The organism is Mesorhizobium sp. P160927 (assembly GCF_057766385.1).
Genome location: NZ_JBYMDW010000001.1, coordinates 3,046,972 through 3,070,708 on the forward strand (window position 1 = coordinate 3,046,972; position 23,737 = coordinate 3,070,708).

Below are 23,737 nucleotides of genomic sequence, written 5' to 3' on the forward strand. Positions count from 1 at the left end.
CATGCATCTCAGGCATCCGCCGACCACTCCGATAGAGCGGCAATGACGCTCTTCAGTTCCGCCCAGCGGCGGATCACCGTCTCGGCGCCGGCCTCTGTCAAGGCATCGGCATGGCCGGGATAGCTGTGGCTGGCGCCCGTAAAACCGATCACGCGCATGCCGGCGGCCTTGGCGCCGGTGACGCCGTGCACGGAATCCTCGATGACGAAGGTGTTCGCTGGGTTGGCGTCGAGCTTTTCGGCGGCATGTAGGAACACGTCTGGAGACGGCTTGGTCTTTCCGGTCGGCGTTTCCATCGCCGAGAAGATGCGGCCGGCGAAGAACGGCAACAGATGCACTTTCTCTAGCATGAACTCGATCCGCTCCGAACGTGAGTTGGAGCAGATGCAGCGTTGCGACGTGACCGAGGCGACCGCTTCGCGAACGCCTTCGATGGCGCGCACGTCGCTGCGCAGTTTGCGGTCGACCAGTTCCTCGGCGCGATCGATCAGCGACACCTGGAACGGGATTTTGGACTTCTCCTCGATTCGTATCAGTATGTCCTTGAAGGTCAGGCCGGCATAGGTCTCGGCAATCTCCTCCGCCGAGATTTCGTATCCGGCCAGGGTTATCAGTTCCGCTTCGACCCGCGCGGCGATGATTTCGGAATCGACGAGCACGCCGTCGCAATCGAAGATGACAAGGTCTGGCTGGGGCATGGTGATCCGGACGAGGGAGGGTGGAGGAATGGCCGCTCAGGGCCCAAGCGGCGCGGCATACACCAATGGACACGGCTTCGCAAACTCCTCCACGGCATCGATAAAGCTTCACCGAATATTTACGCTGATCGGTAACCATAACGGGCAGTAAACAGTAACGCGTGCCTTGGGTGTAAAAAATGTCAGCCGTGCGTCTTCTCGACGAGCTCTCCCACGCTCCCCAGCAATCCGAATGGCTGGACACGATCCTGAAAGGCGACTGCGTCGCGGCGCTCGACCGCCTGCCGGAAAAGTCGATCGACACTATCTTCGCCGATCCGCCCTACAATCTTCAGCTCGACGGCGACCTGCACCGTCCCGACCAGTCCAAGGTCGATGCGGTCGACGACGACTGGGACCAGTTCGAGAGCTTCGAAGCCTATGACGCCTTCACCCGCGCCTGGCTGCTGGCGGCACGCCGCGTGCTGAAGCCCCACGGCACCATCTGGGTCATTGGCTCCTATCACAACATCTTCCGCGTCGGCGCCAAGATGCAGGATCTCGGCTTCTGGATTCTCAACGACGTGGTCTGGCGCAAGACCAATCCGATGCCGAATTTTCGTGGCCGCCGCTTCCAGAACGCGCATGAGACGATGATCTGGGCTTCGCGTGACCAGAAGGGCAAGGGCTATACCTTCAACTACGAAGCGCTGAAGGCGTCGAACGATGACATCCAGATGCGCTCCGACTGGCTGTTCCCGATCTGCACCGGCGGCGAGCGCCTGAAGAACGAAAATGGCGACAAGCTGCATCCGACCCAAAAGCCCGAGGCGCTGCTTGCCCGCATCATGATGGCCTCGACCAAGCCGGGGGACGTCGTGCTCGACCCGTTCTTCGGCTCCGGCACGACAGGCGCGGTTGCCAAGCGCCTCGGTCGTCACTTCGTCGGCATCGAGCGCGAGCAGGCCTATATCGACGCCGCCAATGAGCGCATCGATGCCGTGCGGCCACTCGACGAAGCGGATCTCACCGTGCTTACCGGCAAGCGAGCCGAGCCGCGCGTCGCCTTCGTCAGCCTGATCGACACCGGGCTGATGACGCCCGGCGCCACGCTCTATGACGCCAAGAAGCGCTGGGCCGCCAGGGTTCGCGCCGATGGGACCGTCGCGATCGGCGACAGCGCCGGCTCGATCCACAAGATCGGCGCCGAGGTGCAGGGACTGGACGCCTGCAACGGCTGGACCTTCTGGCATTATGAGCGCAGTGGCGGGCTTACCCCCATCGACGAACTGCGCCGCATCGCTCGGCTCGGCATGGAAAGGGCAGGTGGCTGAGCCCTGCAGCCTGCCTCATATTTGCTGATTCAAGGTCTCAACGGGTCGCCGCAAGCGATGGAGATCACGCCCTGATCCCCAATCGCTCAAGGTCTGCTTTAAGCGTGCTGGCATCGGTGAACAGCACCGCTTGCCAGCCCGCGGCCTTGGCGCCGTCGACATTTTTCTGGCTGTCGTCGATGAACAGCGTCGCCGACGGGTCGAGGCCGAACGCGGCCACGTGGTGATCGTAAATGCCACGATCCGGTTTGATCTTGCCGATCTCGCCCGAGATGGTGATGCCGCGCGGACGGCCGAGAAAATCGAAACGTTCGCGCGCTTCGGCCAGCGTGTCGGAAGCAAAGTTGGTCAGCATCGTCACATCGTGGCCGCTGTCGATCAGGCCGAGCATGATGGCGACACTGTCGTCATGGGCATGCGGCACCATCTCGTGCCAGTGGCGGCGGAAATTGCGGATGTTTTCGGCGTGCTCGGGGTGCGCAGCGATCAACAGCGCTTCGGCCTCTTCCCACGTCCGGCCGCGATCCTGCTCTATGTTCCAGTCATGCGTGCAGATATTGTCGAAGAACCACTTTCTCTCTTCGTCGTCGGGAATGAGGCGGCTGAACGGAATGGTCGGATCGTAATGGATCAGCACCTTGCCGATGTCGAACACGATGTGGCGGATTTCAGTCATGGGGCCTCTTCGCACTCAATGGCGACGGTTTTTTCGTCGCGCCGGGTATCGCAGCCTCGATTGCCTTTTTCATGACGGTGGGCAGCGCCTCGCCTGAAATCTCATGGGCGGGCGACCAGAAATGTCCTGCCGGGGCATCACCTTCGATGTGAGCGCGAAAGACTTCGAGTTCGAGCGTGAAATGGGTGAACACATGCGCGACTGTCCCGGCGCGCCGCCAGTCCCCGGGAAAGGGCGCTGCCGCCTCTGTGGTCGCTCCGTCCACCCGAGCTGTCCAGGCGGTGGTCGGCACTTCCGTCATGCCGCCGAGCAGCCCTTTCTCAGGCCGCTTGCGCAAAAGAATGGCACCGTCGTCACCCATGGCAACGAAAGCAGCGCCGCGCCGCAACGGCTTTTCGGCCTTTGGCGGCCGCACAGGGAAATTCTCGGGATCTCCTGAAACAACGGCGCTGCAGTCCTCGCGCAACGGGCACAGCATGCAGCGCGGCCGGCGCGGCGTGCAGATCGTGGCGCCGAGATCCATCATGGCCTGGGCGAAGTCGCCGGGCCTTGTCGCCGGCACCATGCGCTCGACATGAACCCGTATCTCGGCCTTGGCTTCGCTGAGCGGCGTCGTGATCGAAAACAGCCGTGAGATTACGCGTTCGACATTGCCGTCGACAACGGCGGCGTGGCGGTCGAAGGCGATGGCCGTTATTGCCGCCGATGTATAGGCGCCGATCCCCGGCAATTCTCGAAGTCCGGTTTCGGTGTCTGGAAACCGGCCGCCGCGCGCCGCCACCAGATCGGCGCAGGCCTTGAGGTTGCGGGCGCGGGAGTAGTAGCCGAGCCCCGCCCAGGCTTTCATTACATCCTCCGTCGGCGCCGCGGCCAGCGCTTCGACATCGGGCCATTTCTCGATAAAGGCAAGGAAATACGATTTCACCGCCTCGACGGTGGTCTGCTGCAGCATCACCTCGGACAACCAGATACGGTAGGGGTCGGGCCGCACACCGCGCGCATGCTCGCGCGGTGTCACGCGCCACGGCAAATCGCGATGATGCGAGTCATACCAGGCGAGCAGGCGCAACGCCGTATCATTCGAGATGGCCTTGCTGGTCTGGGCCTTGCTGGTATGGGCCTTGCGGGTCTGGTCTGCTGGTGCCATTGATCTTTGCGTTGGCCTGGCCGGTATCTGCTGGGTCGTGGCTGGAGAACGCACATGGCAGGGAAAAGGCGCTTCGGCAATCCCGTTCCGGTGAGCGATCTCGCCACCGACATCCTCGACCCGGTGCTGCGCAAGCGGGCAGGCATCTCGATCGGTCTGGTCCAGTCATGGGAAGAGATTGCCGGACCGCGCCTGGCCATCCACTCGCGGCCCGAAAAAATCCAGTGGCCGCGCCGCCTGCACGAGGATGATCCGTTCGAGCCGGCCGTACTGGTCATCGCCTGCGAAGGCATGGCCGCGCTTCATCTGCAGCACGAGACCGGCGAGATCATAAACCGGGTGAACGCCTTCCTGGGTTTCAGGGCGATAGGTCGCATCAGGATCGTGCAGAAGCCGATAAGCTCGGGAAGAGCCCGGCCCAAACCCGCCCTCAGGGCGTTAAGCGCGGCCGAAAAGGCGAAATTGTCCGATACTGTCGGGCTGATCGAGGATGACGGGCTGCGCGCCTCGTTGGAACGGCTGGGCGCGACCATTCTGGGCGCAAGGAAAGCCTAGACGGCTGCAATGACACTGGGGACGATCCCAGGGCCGTCTGGCCAAGGGCGAAGTGGAACGGTTACAGCCGCCCCGGTCGGCCCAAATGGAGACAACCCTTGGTTCTAACTGGAAACGGTCATAGGTTTGTCGTTAATCTCGCGCATTCGTGATCGCGCTTGTCAGGTTTCGCGATTGGATTGGGGACAGGTATGCCTTAATTCGCGCCAACTCTCGCCTTTTCGTGCCTTTGCATTGCAAAATCCAACCCTAATCAGGTGATTCGTATGAGCCGTCCCCCGTTTGGCCAAAGCTTCTCTCGCAGAAACGTCCTGACGTCGCTGGCCGCGATCCCGGCGGTGGCCCTGCTCGCCGCCTGCAGTGATTCCGGCGAAGAGGCGAAGGCTGCGGACGTCAAACCCGCGAACCCCGCAACGCCCGCAAAGCCGGCCACGCCCGCCGCGATCCAGGTGCCGGAAGCGCAGGGCAACGTCGACATGACCGAACTGATGAAGCCGGGCGCGCTGCCCGACAAGCAGCTCGGCAAGGATGACGCCAAGGTCACCATCGTCGAATACGCCTCGATGACTTGCCCGCACTGCGCGCATTTCGCCGAGACCACCTTTCCGGATTTGAAGACTAAGTACATCGATACCGGCAAGGCGCGCTACATCCTGCGCGAATTCCCATTCGATCCGAGCGCCGAAGCCGGTTTCATGCTGGCGCGTTGCGCCAAGGATAATTATTTCCCGATGGTCGACGTGCTGTTCAGGCAGCAGGCGAACTGGGTCGGCGTGTCGAACACCAAGGAAGCGCTCCTGCAAATTTCCAAGCTTGCCGGTTTTACACAGGAGTCCTTCGAGGCCTGCTTGACGGACCAGAAACTTCTGGACGATGTGAGATCGGTCCAGAAGCGTGGCGCCAATGAATTCAAGGTCGACTCGACGCCGACCTTCTTCATCAACGGTAAGACCTACAAAGGGGCGATGTCGATTGAGGAAATGTCGGCCATCATCGACCCTCTGCTCTGACATCGGCTCAGTGCTGAAGCGGCAGCGCTCCGGCGCTGCTTGCCTCTTTATCCGTTCGCACGCTCCGCGCCGTATCGCAAAACCTCGGTACACTCTTGCCGAACCGGTGTATGAGGCGCGCGAATGAAGTTTTCGCGCCTCCGCCTCCTTGGTTTCAAGTCCTTCGTCGAACCCGGCGAGTTCGTCATCGAACGCGGCCTGACCGGCATTGTCGGGCCGAACGGCTGCGGCAAGTCGAACCTGGTCGAGGCGCTACGCTGGGTGATGGGCGAAAGCTCCTACAAGAACATGCGCGCGTCCGGCATGGACGACGTCATCTTTTCCGGCTCGGGAACCCGTCCCGCCCGCAACACCGCCGAAGTCACGCTTTTCCTTGACAACAGCGACCGCTCGGCTCCATCCGCCTTCAACGATGCCGACGAACTGCAGGTGTCGCGCCGCATCGAGCGCGAGGCGGGCTCGCTCTACCGCATCAACGGCAAGGAAGCGCGCGCCAAGGACGTGCAGCTTCTGTTCGCGGACCAGTCGACCGGCGCGCGCTCGCCCTCGATGGTCGGGCAAGGCCGTATCGGCGAGCTGATCCAGGCCAAGCCGCAGGCCCGTCGCGCCTTGCTCGAAGAAGCCGCCGGTATTTCCGGCCTGCACACCCGTCGCCACGAGGCGGAACTGCGGCTTAAGGCGGCCGAGCAGAACCTCGAACGGCTGGACGATGTCGTAGGCGAGCTGGAAAGCCAGATCGAAAGCCTCAAGCGCCAGGCGCGCCAGGCGTCGCGCTTCAAGAACCTGTCGGCCGACATCCGCAAGGCGGAAGCAACGCTCTTGCACCTGCGCTGGACGCTGGCCAAGACACAGGAAGGCGAGGCGCGTTCGGCGCTGGCTACGGCCACGGCGCTCGTCGGCGAGCGCGCCGCCACGCAGATGAACGCGGCCAAGGAGCAAGGCATCTCCGCCCATCGCTTGCCTGACCTGCGCGACGCGGAAGCCGCGGCTGCCGCGGCTTTCCAGCGCCTGTCGATCGCCAGGTCGCAGATCGAGGAAGAAGCTGGCCGTATCCGCAACCGGCAGGCCGAACTCGAACGCCGGCTGCAGCAGCTCGACGGCGACATTGCCCGCGAAGAACGGATGGTGCGCGACAATGCCGACGTTCTCGAGCGCCTGCGTGCGGAAGAGGCCGCGCTGAATTCCGAAAACGCCGGCGCCGCCGAGCGCGAGGCCACCACCCGCGCGGTGTTCGAACAGGCCGCCTCGACGCTTGCTCAAAGCGAGGCCAAGCTTGCCGCGCTGACCGCCGAGCGCGCCGAGGCCGCCGCCTCGCGCCACCAGATCGAACGGACTTTGCGCGAAACCGCGGAGCGGCGTGACCGGTTCTCCCGCCAACTCGGTGACGTCGACCGCGAATTATCGGACATCCTCTCCAAGGTCGCCGGCTTACCGGATCCGGCCGAGAAGCAGGTTCTGGTCGAGCAGGCGATGGCGTTGCTGGAGGAGTCCGAGGCAGCGGTGGAGCAGGCTGAACAGTCGGTCACCGACGGCCGTGGCGCTGAAAGCGCTGCCCGCCCGCCGCTTCAGGACGCCAAGGCCGAGCTCGCGCGGATCGAGACCGAAGCGCGCACGCTGGCCAAGATCCTGAACGCGGCCAGTGGCGACCTCTTCCCTTCGGTGCTGGAGCAGATCAGCGTCGAGCGTGGCTTCGAGACGGCGCTGGGGGCCGCCCTTGGTGAAGACCTTGACGTGCCGCTCGACCGCAGCGCACCGGCGCATTGGGGCGAAAGCGAAATCCAGCCCGGCGATGCCGCGCTTCCGGAAGGGATCAAGAGCCTTGCCAGCGTGGTTAGCGCGCCGGCGCAACTAGCCCGACGTCTTGCGCAGATTGGCATCGTCGAGGCCACTGACGGTCGCCGGTTGCAGGGGCTTCTGGCTCCAGGCCAGCGCCTGGTCAGCCGCCAGGGTGCGCTGTGGCGCTGGGACGGACTGACCGCCAGCGCCGATGCACCGACCGCCGCGGCACAAAGGCTGGCACAGAAGAACCGGCTTGCCGAACTCGATGCCGAAGCGGTGCAGGCGACGCTTGTGCTGCGCCAAGCCGAGGAAGCGCTAGCGCAAGCCGAGCAGGCGCTCCGCCAGGCAAGCGAAGCCGAACGGAACACGCGCCAGGCGGGACGTGAGGCCCAGCATCGGCTGGACGCCGCTCGCAATGTGCTGGCCGACGCCGAAAGGGCCGGCGGTGAACTATCGAGTCGGCGTGCCGCGCTGGACGAGGCGCGCGCCCGCATCGTCGACAGCCATGAGGAGACGTCAGCGGCTTTCGTCGAGGCTAAGATGCTGCTGCAGGACGCGCCCGATCTCGGCGACCTGCAATTCCAGCTCGAACAGTCCTCGGCCAATGTCTCGCGCGACCGCGCCGCGCTTGCCGATGCGCGCGCCGTCCATGAGGGCTTGCGGCGAGAAGCCGAGGCACGCACACGCCGGCTTGATGCCATAGGTGCCGAACGCAGCAACTGGCTGGTGCGCGCCGAAAACGCCTCGACGCAGATCGCATCGCTCGCCGAACGCAAGGCAGAGGCCGAGGCCGAGCGCGAACGGCTGGCCGATGCGCCTGACGAGATCGACGCCAAGCGGCGTGCGCTGCTGTCGCAGCTCACCGAGGCCGAAACCTTGCGCAAGGCGGCAGCGGACCGGTTGCAGGAGGCGGAGAACAGGCAGGCCGAACTGGACAAGGCGGCCACATCAGCCATCCAGTCGCTGGCCGAAGCGCGCGAAACCCGCGCCCGCGCCGAGGAACGGCTGACGGCGGCCGACGAACGCCGGCTGGAGATCGAGGCGCGCATCCAGGAAACGTTGAACACGCCGCCGCATCTGGTCATCCGCCACACCGGCCTGGAAGCCGACGATCCGATGCCCGAAATGCCCGAGATCGAGCGCCAGTTGGATCGGCTGAAGGTCGAGCGCGAGCGGCTCGGCGCCGTCAATCTGCGCGCCGAGGAAGAGCAGAGGGAGCTTTCCGAGCGCCTGGAGGCGATCGTTTCCGAGCGCGAGGACATTATCGAAGCGATCCGCAAGCTCAGGCAAGCGATCCAGAACCTCAATCGTGAGGGCCGCGAACGGCTGCTGGCCGCCTTCGATGTCGTCAACGGCCACTTTCAGCGACTGTTCTCGCATCTGTTCGGTGGCGGCACGGCGGAATTGCAGCTGATCGAATCCGAGGATCCGCTGGAGGCGGGCTTGGAGATTCTTGCCCGACCGCCCGGCAAGAAGCCGCAGACAATGACGCTGCTGTCGGGCGGAGAGCAGGCGCTGACGGCGATGTCGCTGATCTTCGCCGTCTTCCTGACCAACCCGGCACCGATCTGCGTGCTCGACGAAGTAGATGCGCCGCTCGATGATCACAATGTCGAGCGCTTCTGCAACCTCATGGACGAGATGGCCAAGACCACCGAGACGCGTTTCGTCATCATCACCCACAATCCCATCACCATGGCCCGCATGGACCGGCTGTTCGGCGTGACCATGGCCGAGCAGGGCGTCAGCCAGCTTGTCTCTGTCGATTTGCAGGCGGCAGAGGCGATGCGCGAGGCGAGTTGACGCGTCCGACCGCTATCGCGAGTTGAAGCTTCCGGCCGTCATCGGCGGACCGCTTAGTTTTCTGATCGCGTCTGTGGGAATGGTGTTTGGCCGAGGCCCAGACGAAATAGAGCAGACTCATCTTCAGCACAGGCACGCGACGATCCCGCTCGCGATCATACAGTTCGCGCTAGACCTTTACCTTCAGCGCCAACTTGTTGATTTGCTAATACATGCGTCGCGTAATCCAGTTCGCGCAGATCGCCGCCAGCAGTCCGCAAGCCACGCCGACGCAGTCGGCGATCCAGTCGAACACGTCGAAATCACGCTCTATCAGCGACGTGCCCTGGAGGATTTCGATCGCGGCTCCAACCAGGGCGAGGAAGATGATCAGCCTCGTCTTGCGGCCGGGCCAGCCCAGACTTCCCAGAAATGCCAGGATCGCGAAGGCGCTCGCGTGGTTGGCCTTGTCGTAGTGGAAGCCGATGTCGATGCCGAATTCGTCGAGGCGAGATATCGGCAGCAACGCGAGCACCAAGACCGCAATGAGCGTGGCGATAAAGGCAATGCGCTCGGCGGCCGAGTAAAATTTCATTCTGCTCCAACAGTATTCCGTCGATACACAGCCATCGAGGTCGGGTCCGGAGATATTGGTCAGGTGCCAATGTCGGGTGTCAGTGGCAGGCTGGCGTCCACGGCCACGATTGCATAAGCCGGCTTTGAAAAGCAACGAGCCCGTCTCCCGATAACTAGGGATCCCAAGGCGTGCCCGCCCGTTTGCCGGGCATGGCACGCCTTTCCGCCTATTGGGACGGAATGGTGCGGGGTCGTCACATTGAAGCGCGTTGGATACGCGACAGTCCAAAACCGCCTTTGCCCGACAAGCTCTCTTCGGCCGGCCGGAACATATCCTCGAAGTCCAGGTCCTGCTCGAAAACCACGCCCCCGACGGACACGGCCAGAATCTCCTCGGCTCCCTGAGGGGCGAAATAAACCTGCGAGACAGTGGCACGGATACGCTCGCCCACCGTCCTGGCGTCGGCCTCATCCGTTCCGGGAAGGAACACACCGAACATGGAGGCGCCTATGCGACCGACGACGTCTTGCGAACGCACGCAAGACCGGATGGTTGAAGCGATCAGACGCAAGGCCTCGTCGCCCCAGTTCAGGCCGAAGCGCAAGTTGATGGCGTTCAGGTGTTCAGGATGAATGACCAGGAAGGCGCCCGATCTCTCGCCTTGTGGGGAAGACCTGATCGCCCGTCTCTCGATCAGCGACGTGAAGACCCTCCCATTCAGGCAACCGGTCAGCGTGTCGAAGGTCGCGGCCCGGTTGAGTTCCCGCCGATAACGACGGATCTCGGCCAGTTTCAGGCCTATGAACACAAACAGCGGCAGGCAGATCACCACAGGCAAAAGCGTTGCGGTGATCATGCCGCGCCCGAAAGGCGTCAGCGTCTCGCTGAACAACAGCAGATAGTTCAGGATCAGGGACACGCACAGGCTGCCGACGGTTCCAAGAATTGCCAGCCAGGCAATGGTCTTCCATTCGTGATGGGCCGGGACATCAGCTGCTGCATTGCTCATCGTCGATCTCCGTTCGAGCGCCAAGCATAAGACCGGCAAGTTACGATTTCGGTTTCGAAGAACAATACAATTTGACACGTCGGGTAGATAGCCAAGGTTCTGAACGGAGGATGCGGCCCCTTGCGGCGAATCCGGTGCTGTCGCCTATGGTGGGCCGAAGATTCCCATCTCCGCCGCCCTCGCTGTTGCTTCGGCCTTGCCATAGATGCCGTTCGGCAAGGCCAACGCCCAGCCATTCGATACCAGCCAGGCGCCGACATCCTGTTTGCCCAGCTTGCATGTCGCCGCGACAGGGAAGCGGTCGACCACCGGAGGCACGAAACAGTTCAGCGCTCGCCCGCGCATCCAGTTGCTGAAAGCCGCGTAGGCCCGCTGTCCGCAAGGCCACGCGCTCTCGTGAAACAGGCAGACCCTGTCGGTCTGGACGCCCCGGGTTCCGCTGATGAACAGTTTACGCCCCATGGAGTCGAAACCAGCCGACGACGTAGCCACTGGATGGTACAGCAGTGTTTCCCGCCAGTCCCTGGGCATCGATGACTTGGGGCGCGTTGCGAGGCCGAGATCGCCAAGCGGCAAACGAGGTTCCACCCGCTCCATCTCAGATCCCTCGATCTGCGGAGGTGCGATGAGATCCTCGGCAATCTTGCGGGCTGAGTTGACGATCGTTCGAGCCGGACGTCGCGCGACGTCATCGCCGACATCAGGGGCTGGGTCGGTGAGGCTTCGGTCGACGGGGAACAGGGTCGCTGCCTTGACCAGCAGCAGGATGCCGACGAGAAGTTCGAGGCCAGCGAGCCCGATCATCATGCGGACGCGCCCCCGATGACCCATCGGGCCGCCCGCGCCCAATGCGCTAGAAGCTGGACGTCGATTTGGCAACCAGTTTGAGCGCACCTTTTTCAATCCGGTAAAACGGCATCGAGCGTTCGCTGGATCCATCCGCGCGGAACCTGAACAAGCCGGTCGATCCGCGAAAGCCATTCGGGTTCTCGAAGACCTGCCTGTTGAAACCGTTGGGTCCGGCAGCGCTTGCGATGCCCGCGGTCAGCGCGACCATATCATAGGCATAAGCGACATTGACGTCGGCCTGGTAGTTGAAGCTTGCCTTGAAACGTTCCGAAATGGGGCCTGTTTCATGTTGGTCGATCGTCGCGATATAGGCGCCTTCGAAAAGCGGACTGGTCGGGTGCTCCAGCCAGCGGTTCGTGCCAACCACGGAGGTTGATTTTCCAGGAATGCCCTTTGCCTTCAGGGCGATCAGGATTGGCGATGGATTGCTGTCGCCACTGGCGACGATCACGGTGTCGGGGGCGTCCACGAGCGAGCCCATGTCCGCGACCGCCTTTGCCGCGCCGTCGGCGCTGGTATAGGGGATGGTGATCGCAAGTGCGGCGCCGTACACGCTGAGGCTGTTGGCGACCCGTTTTTCGACGATATCGGCACCCGCGCCCGCCGGCACCAGCAGGACGAATTTCTTGCCGCCCTTGGCCGCGATTGCGCCGGCGCCTGCCGCGGCGCTGTCCGCCTCGCCAAGGCATACCGCATAGACGCCGGGGCCGCCGGCAAAATTGTCCGCGAGAGCCAGAACCACCGGCCGGTTTGAGCCCGACAGTTTCGCGACATGCTGCGCCGCTGGCAGTTCGGTCGGACCGATGACCACTTTCGCTCCCGAAGTTATGGCCTTTACCGCCAGTTGCTGGGAGTAAGCCGCGTCTCCCCTTGTGTCCTCGACGGTAAGCGTCAGCAGCGGGTTACCGAGGTCCGTCATGGCGAGCTTGGCGGCGTCGAGCATCTTTCTGCCGTTTTCGCCCGCGGATCCGGAAGCGGACAGCGGCAGCAGCATGGCGACTTTCGTGGGTCCAGTGCCGAGGGACTGCGTCGCCTGGCTTGCGTTTGCCACGGCAACAACAGCAGCCGGCTGGTCGGCGACCTGGATGGCAGCGGGGTCGAGCGCGTCCGACACCGAGCCTTTGGATTGGCAGCCGAGCAACGATAGCGCCAGTGCGGAAGCGACCACCCATGTCCGCGGGCGGCGAACCTGTCGGTCAGATTCCATTTTCTGCCTGCGCGCTTTCGCTCCTGCGGTCAGTTCATGTACTCGACCATACGGTCGTGAAAACACTCGCACTTGTTGAGCGTGTCTTCGTCCTTGTAGTTCGTCTTCAGGTAGCCGTAAGCCATGCCACAGGCGACCTTGGCTTCCGATGCCCAGACGAAGACCGGCCGGGATGAATGGATCCATTCCGGGCTGTTGGCGACGGCGACCGACTCGTCCATCAGCTTGACGACCTGTCTCGTGAGGTCGACCGTGTTGTCGGTCAGCACGAGGTTGGAGGTTCCAACGGTGCGACAATAGTCGGCCACGGGTCCCTCGATGATGTCGGCGGCAAAGCCGGTCGATCCAGCCAACAGCAGCGCCGTGGCCGAAATCAGCAATCTTGAACCAATCTTCATGTAAGCCCCTCTCCAAATTACCGTTTTATGTTTCGCTAATATGTAGCACGAGAGAACGGCCACGTATAAGTGCTAAATCGTTGCCGTGTGCTGTGTGTGGGCCGTGTCGTCGTAAATCAGATTGATGGTGCCGGCGACAGGTGCGTTCTGCAAGACGGCGACGTCGACGAAATTGGCGCCGCCGGTTGTACCATTGGCGTCGACGCTGAGCGTGTGTGATGCCGAATCGTATTTCACGAAGTCCCCGATATTTGCCCCTGGTCCTGTTTCAAACAGGGATGACAGGTCGATCTTGTCGCCTTGCGCACCACTGTAGTCCGCGATCAGGTCCTTGATGTCCAACCCGTCGAGCTTGAATGTGTCGGCGCCCGTGCCGCCGGTCATGGTGTCCTGGCCGGCGCCGCCGATCAGAAGGTCGTTGCCGGCATTGCCGTTGATCGAATCGTTGCCGGCGCCGCCATAGAGCACGTTGTTGGCGCCGTCGCCGTTCAGCGTGTCGTTGAAATCCGACCCGATGATATGAGGCGCCGCCAGCGTCGAAGTATACAAGTGAGAGTCACCGGCCAGATCTGATGAGTGATTCTGGATGGTTTGTCCCGTCGGGCTCAACGTGATGCCGATGGTGCCCGCAGCTGTGTCGTTATCGCCATCGACAACACTAACCGGAAGAGCGAAGCTCACCGGACTGTTTGTCGACGCTGCTGCGCCAAAATCTCCGAGTTTGAACGTGTCACCCGACTCGTAGCCAATCTGGAGACTGTTGTACCCATTTGCCGTGTACGTAGCTATTGAGGTGTTCTGCAGGATTGATCCGACGACTGCCTCGTATTGAAGTCCAGGAGCGGCACCGTCGACGAAATGCACGGTAAATACGTGACCGCCAACCGTGACGTTCGTCGTCGTGGTGCTGATGTCGGCGAACGTCACCAGCTTGGTCTCGCCGTTGTAGCTCAATGCAACCGCGGTAACGGAATCCTGGACGCCGTCGCCAACCGTTACGTTCCCGACACCATCCGGATCGTCGAAGGCGGCGAAGCGAGCCGCGGACTGAGATGAGATACCGGTGAACTTCGCCGACGCGCCGTTCGTAGTATAATGTCCTTCGAAGAGATGGGTCGAGGGCGACGAGTAGCTGCCGTTCGGAGGGTTGCCGGTCAAGTCTACGACGAAGTCAAGGCGCATTTTCTCACCTGACCCAACCGAATTGCCGCCGCTGACACCGCCCTCATTCGCATTAGTGTTCAAAGTTCCGGAGCTGACACCGCTTTCTATCGGCGTAAGCAGCAGATCCTTGCTGTCGTCGTTGGCCGCCGTATTGAAGCCTGCCCAGGCCCCGTTGCCGCCAACGAAATCATAGCCACCTCCGTTGAAATCGACAGTGGTTATGCTGTCCACAGTTCCGTTCATATCGACGGAGTAGGAAGCGGTCGCCGGGTTGAGCGTAATGACAAACACGGATGTGGCGCCGGCCAGACCCGTGAGTGTGTGGCCGTCTGCTGAGACGTCATACACAATCGAAATGCCGTTGGAGGTCAGTCCGCTTGCCGTGCCCTCGAGCGACGTCGGGAAGATGACTGTTCCGCCATCAGCGCCGTAGTTGTTGGTAAGTATCCCGTCGATATCGAGGTCGAACGAGACAGGCGCTCCTGCTCCGTTTGCCACAACCGCGGAGGCCGGGACTATCGCCGTCGGACCGTCATCGAGGAAGGTCAGGTTCTGGCCGATGTTGAGTAGGGCCGAGGAGCTGTCGCCGTCCTTGTCGGTGATGGTTGCCGTCAGCGTCACGAGATTGTCCGCCGACAGGCTGACCGGCTCGTTCGGGTCCGTCGTCGGATGGACGACCGCCCGCACCTGGTCGAGCGTCACATTGCCCGCCGCGTCGGTGGTGACCGTGAACACGATCACACCGCCGATGCCCGCACGGCCGACCACCTGGCCAGCCTCGAGGCTCAGCACCACCGCCTGGCCGCTTGCCGTGTCGACCAGCCCCGTTGCGCCGGCAGTGAAGCCCAGCGCGTAGGTGATGGTGCCGGCGCCATCGGCGCCGTAGCTGGAGGTGAAGGCACTGGCGAAGCTCGCCGTCGCATTCGTGGCCAGGATGGTCTCGTCGACCGTCAGCGAGGCGCTGGCGCCCGGCGCCGAGATCGTCGGACCGTCATCGAGGAAGGTCAGGTTCTGGCCGATGTTGAGTAGGGCCGAGGAGCTGTCGCCGTCCTTGTCGGTGATGGTTGCCGTCAGCGTCACGAGATTGTCCGCCGACAGGCTGACCGGCTCGTTCGGGTCCGTCGTCGGATGGACGACCGCCCGCACCTGGTCGAGCGTCACATTGCCCGCCGCGTCGGTGGTGACCGTGAACACGATCACACCGCCGATGCCCGCACGGCCGACCACCTGGCCAGCCTCGAGGCTCAGCACCACCGCCTGGCCGCTTGCCGTGTCGACCAGCCCCGTTGCGCCGGCAGTGAAGCCCAGCGCGTAGGTGATGGTGCCGGCGCCATCGGCGCCGTAGCTGGAGGTGAAGGCACTGGCGAAGCTCGCCGTCGCATTCGTGGCCAGGATGGTCTCGTCGACCGTCAGCGAGGCGCTGGCGCCCGGCGCCGAGATCGTCGGACCGTCATCGAGGAAGGTCAGGTTCTGGCCGATGTTGAGTAGGGCCGAGGAGCTGTCGCCGTCCTTGTCGGTGATGGTTGCCGTCAGCGTCACGAGATTGTCCGCCGACAGGCTGACCGGCTCGTTCGGGTCCGTCGTCGGATGGACGACCGCCCGCACCTGGTCGAGCGTCACATTGCCCGCCGCGTCGGTGGTGACCGTGAACACGATCACACCGCCGATGCCCGCACGGCCGACCACCTGGCCAGCCTCGAGGCTCAGCACCACCGCCTGGCCGCTTGCCGTGTCGACCAGCCCCGTTGCGCCGGCAGTGAAGCCCAGCGCGTAGGTGATGGTGCCGGCGCCATCGGCGCCGTAGCTGGAGGTGAAGGCACTGGCGAAGCTCGCCGTCGCATTCGTGGCCAGGATGGTCTCGTCGACCGTCAGCGAGGCGCTGGCGCCCGGCGCCGAGATCGTCGGACCGTCATCGAGGAAGGTCAGGTTCTGGCCGATGTTGAGTAGGGCCGAGGAGCTGTCGCCGTCCTTGTCGGTGATGGTTGCCGTCAGCGTCACGAGATTGTCCGCCGACAGGCTGACCGGCTCGTTCGGGTCCGTCGTCGGATGGACGACCGCCCGCACCTGGTCGAGCGTCACATTGCCCGCCGCGTCGGTGGTGACCGTGAACACGATCACACCGCCGATGCCCGCACGGCCGACCACCTGGCCAGCCTCGAGGCTCAGCACCACCGCCTGGCCGCTTGCCGTGTCGACCAGCCCCGTTGCGCCGGCAGTGAAGCCCAGCGCGTAGGTGATGGTGCCGGCGCCATCGGCGCCGTAGCTGGAGGTGAAGGCACTGGCGAAGCTCGCCGTCGCATTCGTGGCCAGGATGGTCTCGTCGACCGTCAGCGAGGCGCTGGCGCCCGGCGCCGAGATCGTCGGACCGTCATCGAGGAAGGTCAGGTTCTGGCCGATGTTGAGTAGGGCCGAGGAGCTGTCGCCGTCCTTGTCGGTGATGGTTGCCGTCAGCGTCACGAGATTGTCCGCCGACAGGCTGACCGGCTCGTTCGGGTCCGTCGTCGGATGGACGACCGCCCGCACCTGGTCGAGCGTCACATTGCCCGCCGCGTCGGTGGTGACCGTGAACACGATCACACCGCCGATGCCCGCACGGCCGACCACCTGGCCAGCCTCGAGGCTCAGCACCACCGCCTGGCCGCTTGCCGTGTCGACCAGCCCCGTTGCGCCGGCAGTGAAGCCCAGCGCGTAGGTGATGGTGCCGGCGCCATCGGCGCCGTAGCTGGAGGTGAAGGCACTGGCGAAGCTCGCCGTCGCATTCGTGGCCAGGATGGTCTCGTCGACCGTCAGCGAGGCGCTGGCGCCCGGCGCCGAGATCGTCGGACCGTCATCGAGGAAGGTCAGGTTCTGGCCGATGTTGAGTAGGGCCGAGGAGCTGTCGCCGTCCTTGTCGGTGATGGTTGCCGTCAGCGTCACGAGATTGTCCGCCGACAGGCTGACCGGCTCGTTCGGGTCCGTCGTCGGATGGACGACCGCCCGCACCTGGTCGAGCGTCACATTGCCCGCCGCGTCGGTGGTGACCGTGAACACGATCACACCGCCGATGCCCGCACGGCCGACCACCTGGCCAGCCTCGAGGCTCAGCACCACCGCCTGGCCGCTTGCCGTGTCGACCAGCCCCGTTGCGCCGGCAGTGAAGCCCAGCGCGTAGGTGATGGTGCCGGCGCCATCGGCGCCGTAGCTGGAGGTGAAGGCACTGGCGAAGCTCGCCGTCGCATTCGTGGCCAGGATGGTCTCGTCGACCGTCAGCGAGGCGCTGGCGCCCGGCGCCGAGATCGTCGGACCGTCATCGAGGAAGGTCAGGTTCTGGCCGATGTTGAGTAGGGCCGAGGAGCTGTCGCCGTCCTTGTCGGTGATGGTTGCCGTCAGCGTCACGAGATTGTCCGCCGACAGGCTGACCGGCTCGTTCGGGTCCGTCGTCGGATGGACGACCGCCCGCACCTGGTCGAGCGTCACATTGCCCGCCGCGTCGGTGGTGACCGTGAACACGATCACACCGCCGATGCCCGCACGGCCGACCACCTGGCCAGCCTCGAGGCTCAGCACCACCGCCTGGCCGCTTGCCGTGTCGACCAGCCCCGTTGCGCCGGCAGTGAAGCCCAGCGCGTAGGTGATGGTGCCGGCGCCATCGGCGCCGTAGCTGGAGGTGAAGGCACTGGCGAAGCTCGCCGTCGCATTCGTGGCCAGGATGGTCTCGTCGACCGTCAGCGAGGCGCTGGCGCCCGGCGCCGAGATCGTCGGACCGTCATCGAGGAAGGTCAGGTTCTGGCCGATGTTGAGTAGGGCCGAGGAGCTGTCGCCGTCCTTGTCGGTGATGGTTGCCGTCAGCGTCACGAGATTGTCCGCCGACAGGCTGACCGGCTCGTTCGGGTCCGTCGTCGGATGGACGACCGCCCGCACCTGGTCGAGCGTCACATTGCCCGCCGCGTCGGTGGTGACCGTGAACACGATCACACCGCCGATGCCCGCACGGCCGACCACCTGGCCAGCCTCGAGGCTCAGCACCACCGCCTGGCCGCTTGCCGTGTCGACCAGCCCCGTTGCGCCGGCAGTGAAGCCCAGCGCGTAGGTGATGGTGCCGGCGCCATCGGCGCCATAGCTGGAGGTGAAGGCACTGGCGAAGCTCGCCGTCGCATTCGTGGCCAGGATGGTCTCGTCGACCGTCAGCGAGGCGCTGGCGCCCGGCGCCGAGATCGTCGGACCGTCATCGAGGAAGGTCAGGTTCTGGCCGATGTTGAGTAGGGCCGAGGAGCTGTCGCCGTCCTTGTCGGTGATGGTTGCCGTCAGCGTCACGAGATTGTCCGCCGACAGGCTGACCGGCTCGTTCGGGTCCGTCGTCGGATGGACGACCGCCCGCACCTGGTCGAGCGTCACATTGCCCGCCGCGTCGGTGGTGACCGTGAACACGATCACACCGCCGATGCCCGCACGGCCGACCACCTGGCCAGCCTCGAGGCTCAGCACCACCGCCTGGCCGCTTGCCGTGTCGACCAGCCCCGTTGCGCCGGCAGTGAAGCCCAGCGCGTAGGTGATGGTGCCGGCGCCATCGGCGCCGTAGCTGGAGGTGAAGGCACTGGCGAAGCTCGCCGTCGCATTCGTGGCCAGGATGGTCTCGTCGACCGTCAGCGAGGCGCTGGCGCCCGGCGCCGAGATCGTCGGACCGTCATCGAGGAAGGTCAGGTTCTGGCCGATGTTGAGTAGGGCCGAGGAGCTGTCGCCGTCCTTGTCGGTGATGGTTGCCGTCAGCGTCACGAGATTGTCCGCCGACAGGCTGACCGGCTCGTTCGGGTCCGTCGTCGGATGGACGACCGCCCGCACCTGGTCGAGCGTCACATTGCCCGCCGCGTCGGTGGTGACCGTGAACACGATCACACCGCCGATGCCCGCACGGCCGACCACCTGGCCAGCCTCGAGGCTCAGCACCACCGCCTGGCCGCTTGCCGTGTCGACCAGCCCCGTTGCGCCGGCAGTGAAGCCCAGCGCGTAGGTGATGGTGCCGGCGCCATCGGCGCCGTAGCTGGAGGTGAAGGCACTGGCGAAGCTCGCCGTCGCATTCGTGGCCAGGATGGTCTCGTCGACCGTCAGCGAGGCGCTGGCGCCCGGCGCCGAGATCGTCGGACCGTCATCGAGGAAGGTCAGGTTCTGGCCGATGTTGAGTAGGGCCGAGGAGCTGTCGCCGTCCTTGTCGGTGATGGTTGCCGTCAGCGTCACGAGATTGTCCGCCGACAGGCTGACCGGCTCGTTCGGGTCCGTCGTCGGATGGACGACCGCCCGCACCTGGTCGAGCGTCACATTGCCCGCCGCGTCGGTGGTGACCGTGAACACGATCACACCGCCGATGCCCGCACGGCCGACCACCTGGCCAGCCTCGAGGCTCAGCACCACCGCCTGGCCGCTTGCCGTGTCGACCAGCCCCGTTGCGCCGGCAGTGAAGCCCAGCGCGTAGGTGATGGTGCCGGCGCCATCGGCGCCGTAGCTGGAGGTGAAGGCACTGGCGAAGCTCGCCGTCGCATTCGTGGCCAGGATGGTCTCGTCGACCGTCAGCGAGGCGCTGGCGCCCGGCGCCGAGATCGTCGGCACATCGTCAACGATGTCAATAGTGATGGTTGAGGTCGAGCTGTTGCCGAAGCTGTCGGTCACTGTGTAGGTGAACACGTCCTTGCCGAATTCCGTCTCGGCGCCGTTGTCGGTGGCCGGCGTCGTCGTGAAGGGCGTCGTCAGCGTGTAGGTATAGTGGCCGTCTTGGTCGATCTGCAGCACGCCATAGGTGCCCTGCACGGTCACCGGGCTGCCGTCGACCGCCGATGAGGTGGCGCCGGTGACGTTGGTCACATGCGGGCTATCGGGATCGCCGAGCGTCAGCGCCCCCGTCACTGTCTCGGCCGTGCTCGACGGATTCGAGCCTGTCACCGTGCCGTGGTTGATGTCGTCGCCGGTCGTGCTGGTGTCCAGCGCCGCCTCGTTGACCGTCTGCGTTGCCGCTACCGGTTGCGGCTCGCCGCTCGCCACTGTGATCGTCAGCGTCGAGGGCGAGGTGTCGCCATCGCCGTCGGTGACCGTGTAGTTGAATACGTCGATGCCCGACACGTTCGGATTGGCATGATAGCTATAGGCGCCGTCCGTGCCGACCGTTAGCACGCCATACGTGCCCGTCACCGTGCTGCCCGCCGCACCCGCCCAGGCGATCGAGGCAATACCGTCGGCACCCGCAGTGTCCGCGCCATTGTCGCCGTTGGCTTCAGCATCCGTAATCACGTTGCCGGCCACCGTCTGGCCCGACTGCGCCGCATCCGTATCAGCGTGCGCCGTTGGCACGTCGTCGACCACGGTGATGGTCAGCGTGCCTGTAGCGGATTCGGGGTTGCTGGGGTCGGTGTCCGTCACGCCGATCGAGACAGGGATCGTGGTGTTGCTGGTGTCGCCGGTATCGTCCAGCAGCGCGTAAGTGTAGTGAATGTGTCCCGCAGTCGGAGTCGTGGCCTCGTACCACGCCGTGAGCGTCCCCGTGGAGTTGGAGATGACCGTCGTTGCGGTGGCTGCACTGGTGCCCGTAATCGTAACGCCCTGCAGGGAGACCGCCGACACTCCGTCCGGCGAGCTGATGTCAATGGCGCCCGAAACCGTTGTGGGATATGGCGCTTCGCCCGCATGCGAGCCCGCCGGCTCGCCGGGGCGTGCCGTAAGGCCCGCCTCGTAGACCGTCGTGTCGGCGTCACCGGTTGCGGGGACCGTATCGATGTGCGGGGCGGAATCGCCGATGCCGATGGTCAGAGTGGTCTGCGAGGTGTCGCCGTCGCCGTCCTTAATGGTGTAGGTGAAGACGTCGTTGACGCCGCCGGGCGTGCCGGCATCGCGAACGTAGCTGTAGGTGCCGTCGGCGGCCAGCGTCAGCTTTCCGTAGGCGCCCTGAATTTCGACGCCGAGCGTGGCTGCATTGTCGACAGCGGCATTGGTGTTACCAGCCTGGACGCCAACCACTGTCGCGCCGTCGGCGCCCTTGGTGTCGGCAACACCGTCCGTGGTGTTCGCGTCGACAGCGTCCGTACCGCCGACAAGGACATTGCCCGTCGCCGGGCCAAACTGGCCTGAGGCGACGCTGTCGGTGTCGGCAACCGCCGTCGGCACGTCGTCGACGATGGCGACGGCAAAGTTGGTGCTGGCCGTATCGCCGTCGACGTCCGTGACGGTGATGCTGAAATTGTCCGGAACCGTGTCGTTGGGATTGAAACCGTCCCCCTGTAGGGGATGAGTGACCGATTCAGTCACTGTGTAATTATATTCGATAGCACCCGTGCTCGGATTGTAGGAGACGATCGTCAGGTAGCCGAAATCGCCCGGAATCTGCTGGCCGACGCCGGTAACGGTGACGCCGTTGATAACGATCGACCCGATACCATCCGGCGCGTCGACGGTGATCGTTCCTTTGCCGGAGGTTTCCGCGTTACTCGGCGCGTCGCTACCCGGCGATTGTGACGGACCACCGTTAAGACCGGTTTCGCTGGCCGCCTCGTCCGGGGCAAGCAAGGACGTGGCCACCACTGAAACCGGCCGGTCGACGACAGACGGGAAAAGTTCGCGCCGGTCCAGAAGCCCAAATTGGAGAGCCGTCGGCGGCAACAGTGCCGACAGGCCGAACCCGTCACCAATACCGCCGGGGGGAACCGAGAAATTCCCGCCGGCGCTCGAGGTCGTGCTGCCGCCGGCCGATATCGAGCCGTCCGCGCCGAAGGCGACATCGACATGGCTCGCTTCCAGCGCTGCGATCAGGGCCACGCGCGGTACTTCGACTTCGCCTATGATGAAGGTCGGCACATGCAGGGCACCGTCCTTGATGACGATGACCGAGCCGTCCGCCTGCTCGAGCACGAGGTTGTGGCCGTCGACCTTGATGTTGTCGATCGAGACATTGGCGGGAAGTTTGACGACGTTGCTTGCGTCCGCGACATATTCGTGCGGGGCGTTTGCCGCTGGCGGAGCTGCCGCTGGCGCGCCGCCACCGACATCGACCGGCACAGGCTCGGCCGCGGCCGGCGCTGTTTGAGCCGGTGCCGCCGCTTGCTCGGCGGGCGCGGCTTGCGCCACCACCTGGGTCAGCGCTGTCAGGTCGTGATGATCGTTGGAGACGGAATGCTCGTCCCACGAGTTCGAAAGGTTGTCCAATTCAATACTGTTCGTCATAGCTTAAACCCCTCCGGCATTTCCCGGATAGAGACAGGCGGCGGCGTGAATTTGCAACGGTCCGCCAATCCATTCTATATATTTGGATATGCCTTCGATGACTTTTTTTACGCTTGGTAAACTGTGAACATATAATCAGTTATATGTTATCTGGTAAGCATAACGCTTCGCCACCGGCGGCGCAGAAAACTTGGTAAATAGAAGTATAAATACACGTAAAATTTTACTAAAATAAGCAACGTGAATTCGTGGGAAACTTATCCATCTTCCTTTCCAGTAATTTGAGACAAAATTGGTAGCGTCCACAGTCAAAGGTGGGCGTCATGAAAAAACAAAAGAATGCTCCGGGGAAGAGCAAGCTCAAGCTGCTTCTGCTGGCGGTGGGGATAGCCGGCTCGGCGCAGCCAGCCCTTGCCGGGCCCGTCATCAGGAATTTCATGCCCGAAACAGCACTGCTTGGAGTGGTCCAGGCGCCGCTTGGCCTCGGCGGCATTTCGCTGCAAAGATACCAGCCCTGGCAGCCGGCCACCCCCCACCGGATCAGCCTTGTCCTCAATGGCTACAGTCCCGTTTTCGCGCAAGACGGGTCCAGCACCTCGATGGCTCACGAAGGCGGGGGTATCGACCCGATTAAGACTGCGTCGATCATTCCGGGCGTTTTCGGGTCGGTTGCGCTGTCCATGCGCAATTTTCCCGTTTCGGCGCGTTGGGCACCGGTCTACCGAGCCATAACCGCTTGCACCGCGGGCAGCCCCTGTGACCACGAGAGCCCAGCTTTCACGGCCATGGTCTCGGCCGCCCAAGGCAAGGGGTTCGTCGAAAAACTATCGTTCATCGACAGCGGCATCAACCACCTGATCGCCTATAAGAAGGACAGCGTCGTTTACGGCAAGCTCGACTACTGGGCGAAGCCTTCGGAGATCCTCGCCAATCGTGCCGGCGACTGCGAGGACTTCGCCATCCTCAAGATGACGGCGTTGCTGAGGGCCGGCATTCCGGCACGCAGCATGTCGCTCGTCGTTCTGCAGGACCGCAAGCGAGGCTTCTTCCACGCCGTGCTTTCGGTCAGCACCGCAAGCGGCGCTTACATTCTCGACAGTCTCAACGATACGGTGCTCAAGGACAGCGCCCTTCCGAATTATCAGCCACTGTACTCGTTCAGCACCGACCGGGCCTGGATTCACGGCTCCAAGTCGGGGGACGCCCAGATGGCCGATGTCAAGGGCGGTTTCGCAACCGTCGCCCCTGGGGAAGGCGTCCAGACGGAAGTCAAGTAAGGGGCCCGCTCACCGGCTTTCTTGTGCTGGTTGAATGGCGGAAGAATTGCGGGAAAGGTCCCTTGGTGGTTTTCCGGCGGAATTGCGTCAAGCACATAGGGCCGTTCGGCGTTTGCGC

General features: G+C 63.8%; 14 protein-coding genes. 5 read left to right on the forward strand and 9 right to left on the reverse strand.

Annotation, left to right across the window (positions count from 1 at the left end; all coding sequences use genetic code 11):
- Nucleotides 1-8: 8 nt before the first annotated feature.
- Entirely contained in the window at nucleotides 9-698 is a 690-nt protein-coding gene (locus AC3CB8_RS14680; protein WP_023772904.1) for an HAD family hydrolase, read from the reverse strand.
- A gap of 179 nt (nucleotides 699-877) precedes the next feature.
- Here AC3CB8_RS14680 and AC3CB8_RS14685 point away from each other — a divergent pair, with 179 nt between their 5' ends.
- Nucleotides 878-2,011 carry a site-specific DNA-methyltransferase gene (locus AC3CB8_RS14685; RefSeq protein WP_023772903.1) on the forward strand — a complete coding sequence of 378 codons (1,134 nt, stop codon included), beginning with the start codon at nucleotides 878-880 and terminating at the stop codon, nucleotides 2,009-2,011.
- A gap of 64 nt (nucleotides 2,012-2,075) precedes the next feature.
- Here AC3CB8_RS14685 and AC3CB8_RS14690 read toward each other — a convergent pair whose 3' ends face one another.
- Both AC3CB8_RS14690 and mutY read right to left on the reverse strand, forming a co-directional pair.
- A complete protein-coding gene (locus AC3CB8_RS14690) occupies nucleotides 2,076-2,687 on the reverse strand; it encodes an HAD family hydrolase (protein ID WP_352596849.1) in 612 nt (203 codons plus the stop codon).
- Nucleotides 2,680-3,834, reverse strand: coding sequence for an A/G-specific adenine glycosylase (gene mutY, locus AC3CB8_RS14695; RefSeq protein WP_051407648.1), 1,155 nt, complete (start codon nucleotides 3,832-3,834; stop codon nucleotides 2,680-2,682). Before mutY ends, AC3CB8_RS14690 begins: the two co-directional genes overlap by 8 nt.
- 54 nt (nucleotides 3,835-3,888) lie before the next feature.
- Between mutY and AC3CB8_RS14700 the strand changes: the two genes are divergently transcribed.
- From AC3CB8_RS14700 to smc, 3 genes are all read left to right on the forward strand, one after another.
- A complete protein-coding gene (locus AC3CB8_RS14700) occupies nucleotides 3,889-4,389 on the forward strand; it encodes a DUF721 domain-containing protein (RefSeq protein ID WP_352548447.1) in 501 nt (166 codons plus the stop codon).
- A 266-nt stretch (nucleotides 4,390-4,655) separates the two neighbouring features.
- A complete protein-coding gene (locus AC3CB8_RS14705; protein ID WP_352596851.1) occupies nucleotides 4,656-5,399 on the forward strand; it encodes a DsbA family protein in 744 nt (247 codons plus the stop codon).
- 123 nt (nucleotides 5,400-5,522) lie between these two features.
- Nucleotides 5,523-8,981, forward strand: coding sequence for a chromosome segregation protein SMC (smc, locus tag AC3CB8_RS14710; RefSeq protein WP_352596853.1), 3,459 nt, complete (start codon nucleotides 5,523-5,525; stop codon nucleotides 8,979-8,981).
- Between the two features lie 205 nt (nucleotides 8,982-9,186).
- On the opposite strand, the gene AC3CB8_RS14715 is transcribed toward smc, so the two are convergent.
- From AC3CB8_RS14715 to AC3CB8_RS14740, 6 genes are all read right to left on the reverse strand, one after another.
- Nucleotides 9,187-9,555, reverse strand: a complete 369-nt coding sequence (locus tag AC3CB8_RS14715) for a VanZ family protein (protein WP_023772897.1) — start codon at nucleotides 9,553-9,555, stop codon at nucleotides 9,187-9,189.
- Nucleotides 9,556-9,790: 235 nt separating this feature from the next.
- Nucleotides 9,791-10,570 (reverse strand): GGDEF domain-containing protein, encoded by a 780-nt coding sequence (locus AC3CB8_RS14720; protein ID WP_352596855.1) that lies wholly within the window; start codon nucleotides 10,568-10,570, stop codon nucleotides 9,791-9,793.
- A gap of 120 nt (nucleotides 10,571-10,690) precedes the next feature.
- Nucleotides 10,691-11,353 (reverse strand): thermonuclease family protein, encoded by a 663-nt coding sequence (locus AC3CB8_RS14725; RefSeq protein ID WP_084056239.1) that lies wholly within the window; start codon nucleotides 11,351-11,353, stop codon nucleotides 10,691-10,693.
- A 46-nt stretch (nucleotides 11,354-11,399) separates the two neighbouring features.
- A complete protein-coding gene (locus tag AC3CB8_RS14730; RefSeq protein WP_023794577.1) occupies nucleotides 11,400-12,602 on the reverse strand; it encodes a type 1 periplasmic-binding domain-containing protein in 1,203 nt (400 codons plus the stop codon).
- A 29-nt stretch (nucleotides 12,603-12,631) separates the two neighbouring features.
- Nucleotides 12,632-13,000 carry a hypothetical protein gene (locus tag AC3CB8_RS14735; protein WP_023783518.1) on the reverse strand — a complete coding sequence of 123 codons (369 nt, stop codon included), beginning with the start codon at nucleotides 12,998-13,000 and terminating at the stop codon, nucleotides 12,632-12,634.
- A gap of 72 nt (nucleotides 13,001-13,072) precedes the next feature.
- Nucleotides 13,073-22,342: a DUF5801 repeats-in-toxin domain-containing protein gene (locus AC3CB8_RS14740; RefSeq protein ID WP_488377317.1), complete on the reverse strand. Its 9,270-nt coding sequence runs from the start codon at nucleotides 22,340-22,342 to the stop codon at nucleotides 13,073-13,075.
- Nucleotides 22,343-22,665: 323 nt separating this feature from the next.
- On the opposite strand from AC3CB8_RS14740, the gene AC3CB8_RS14745 reads away from it, so the two are divergent.
- Nucleotides 22,666-23,619 carry a transglutaminase-like cysteine peptidase gene (locus AC3CB8_RS14745; protein WP_023794574.1) on the forward strand — a complete coding sequence of 318 codons (954 nt, stop codon included), beginning with the start codon at nucleotides 22,666-22,668 and terminating at the stop codon, nucleotides 23,617-23,619.
- The last annotated feature ends 118 nt before the right edge of the window (nucleotides 23,620-23,737 follow it).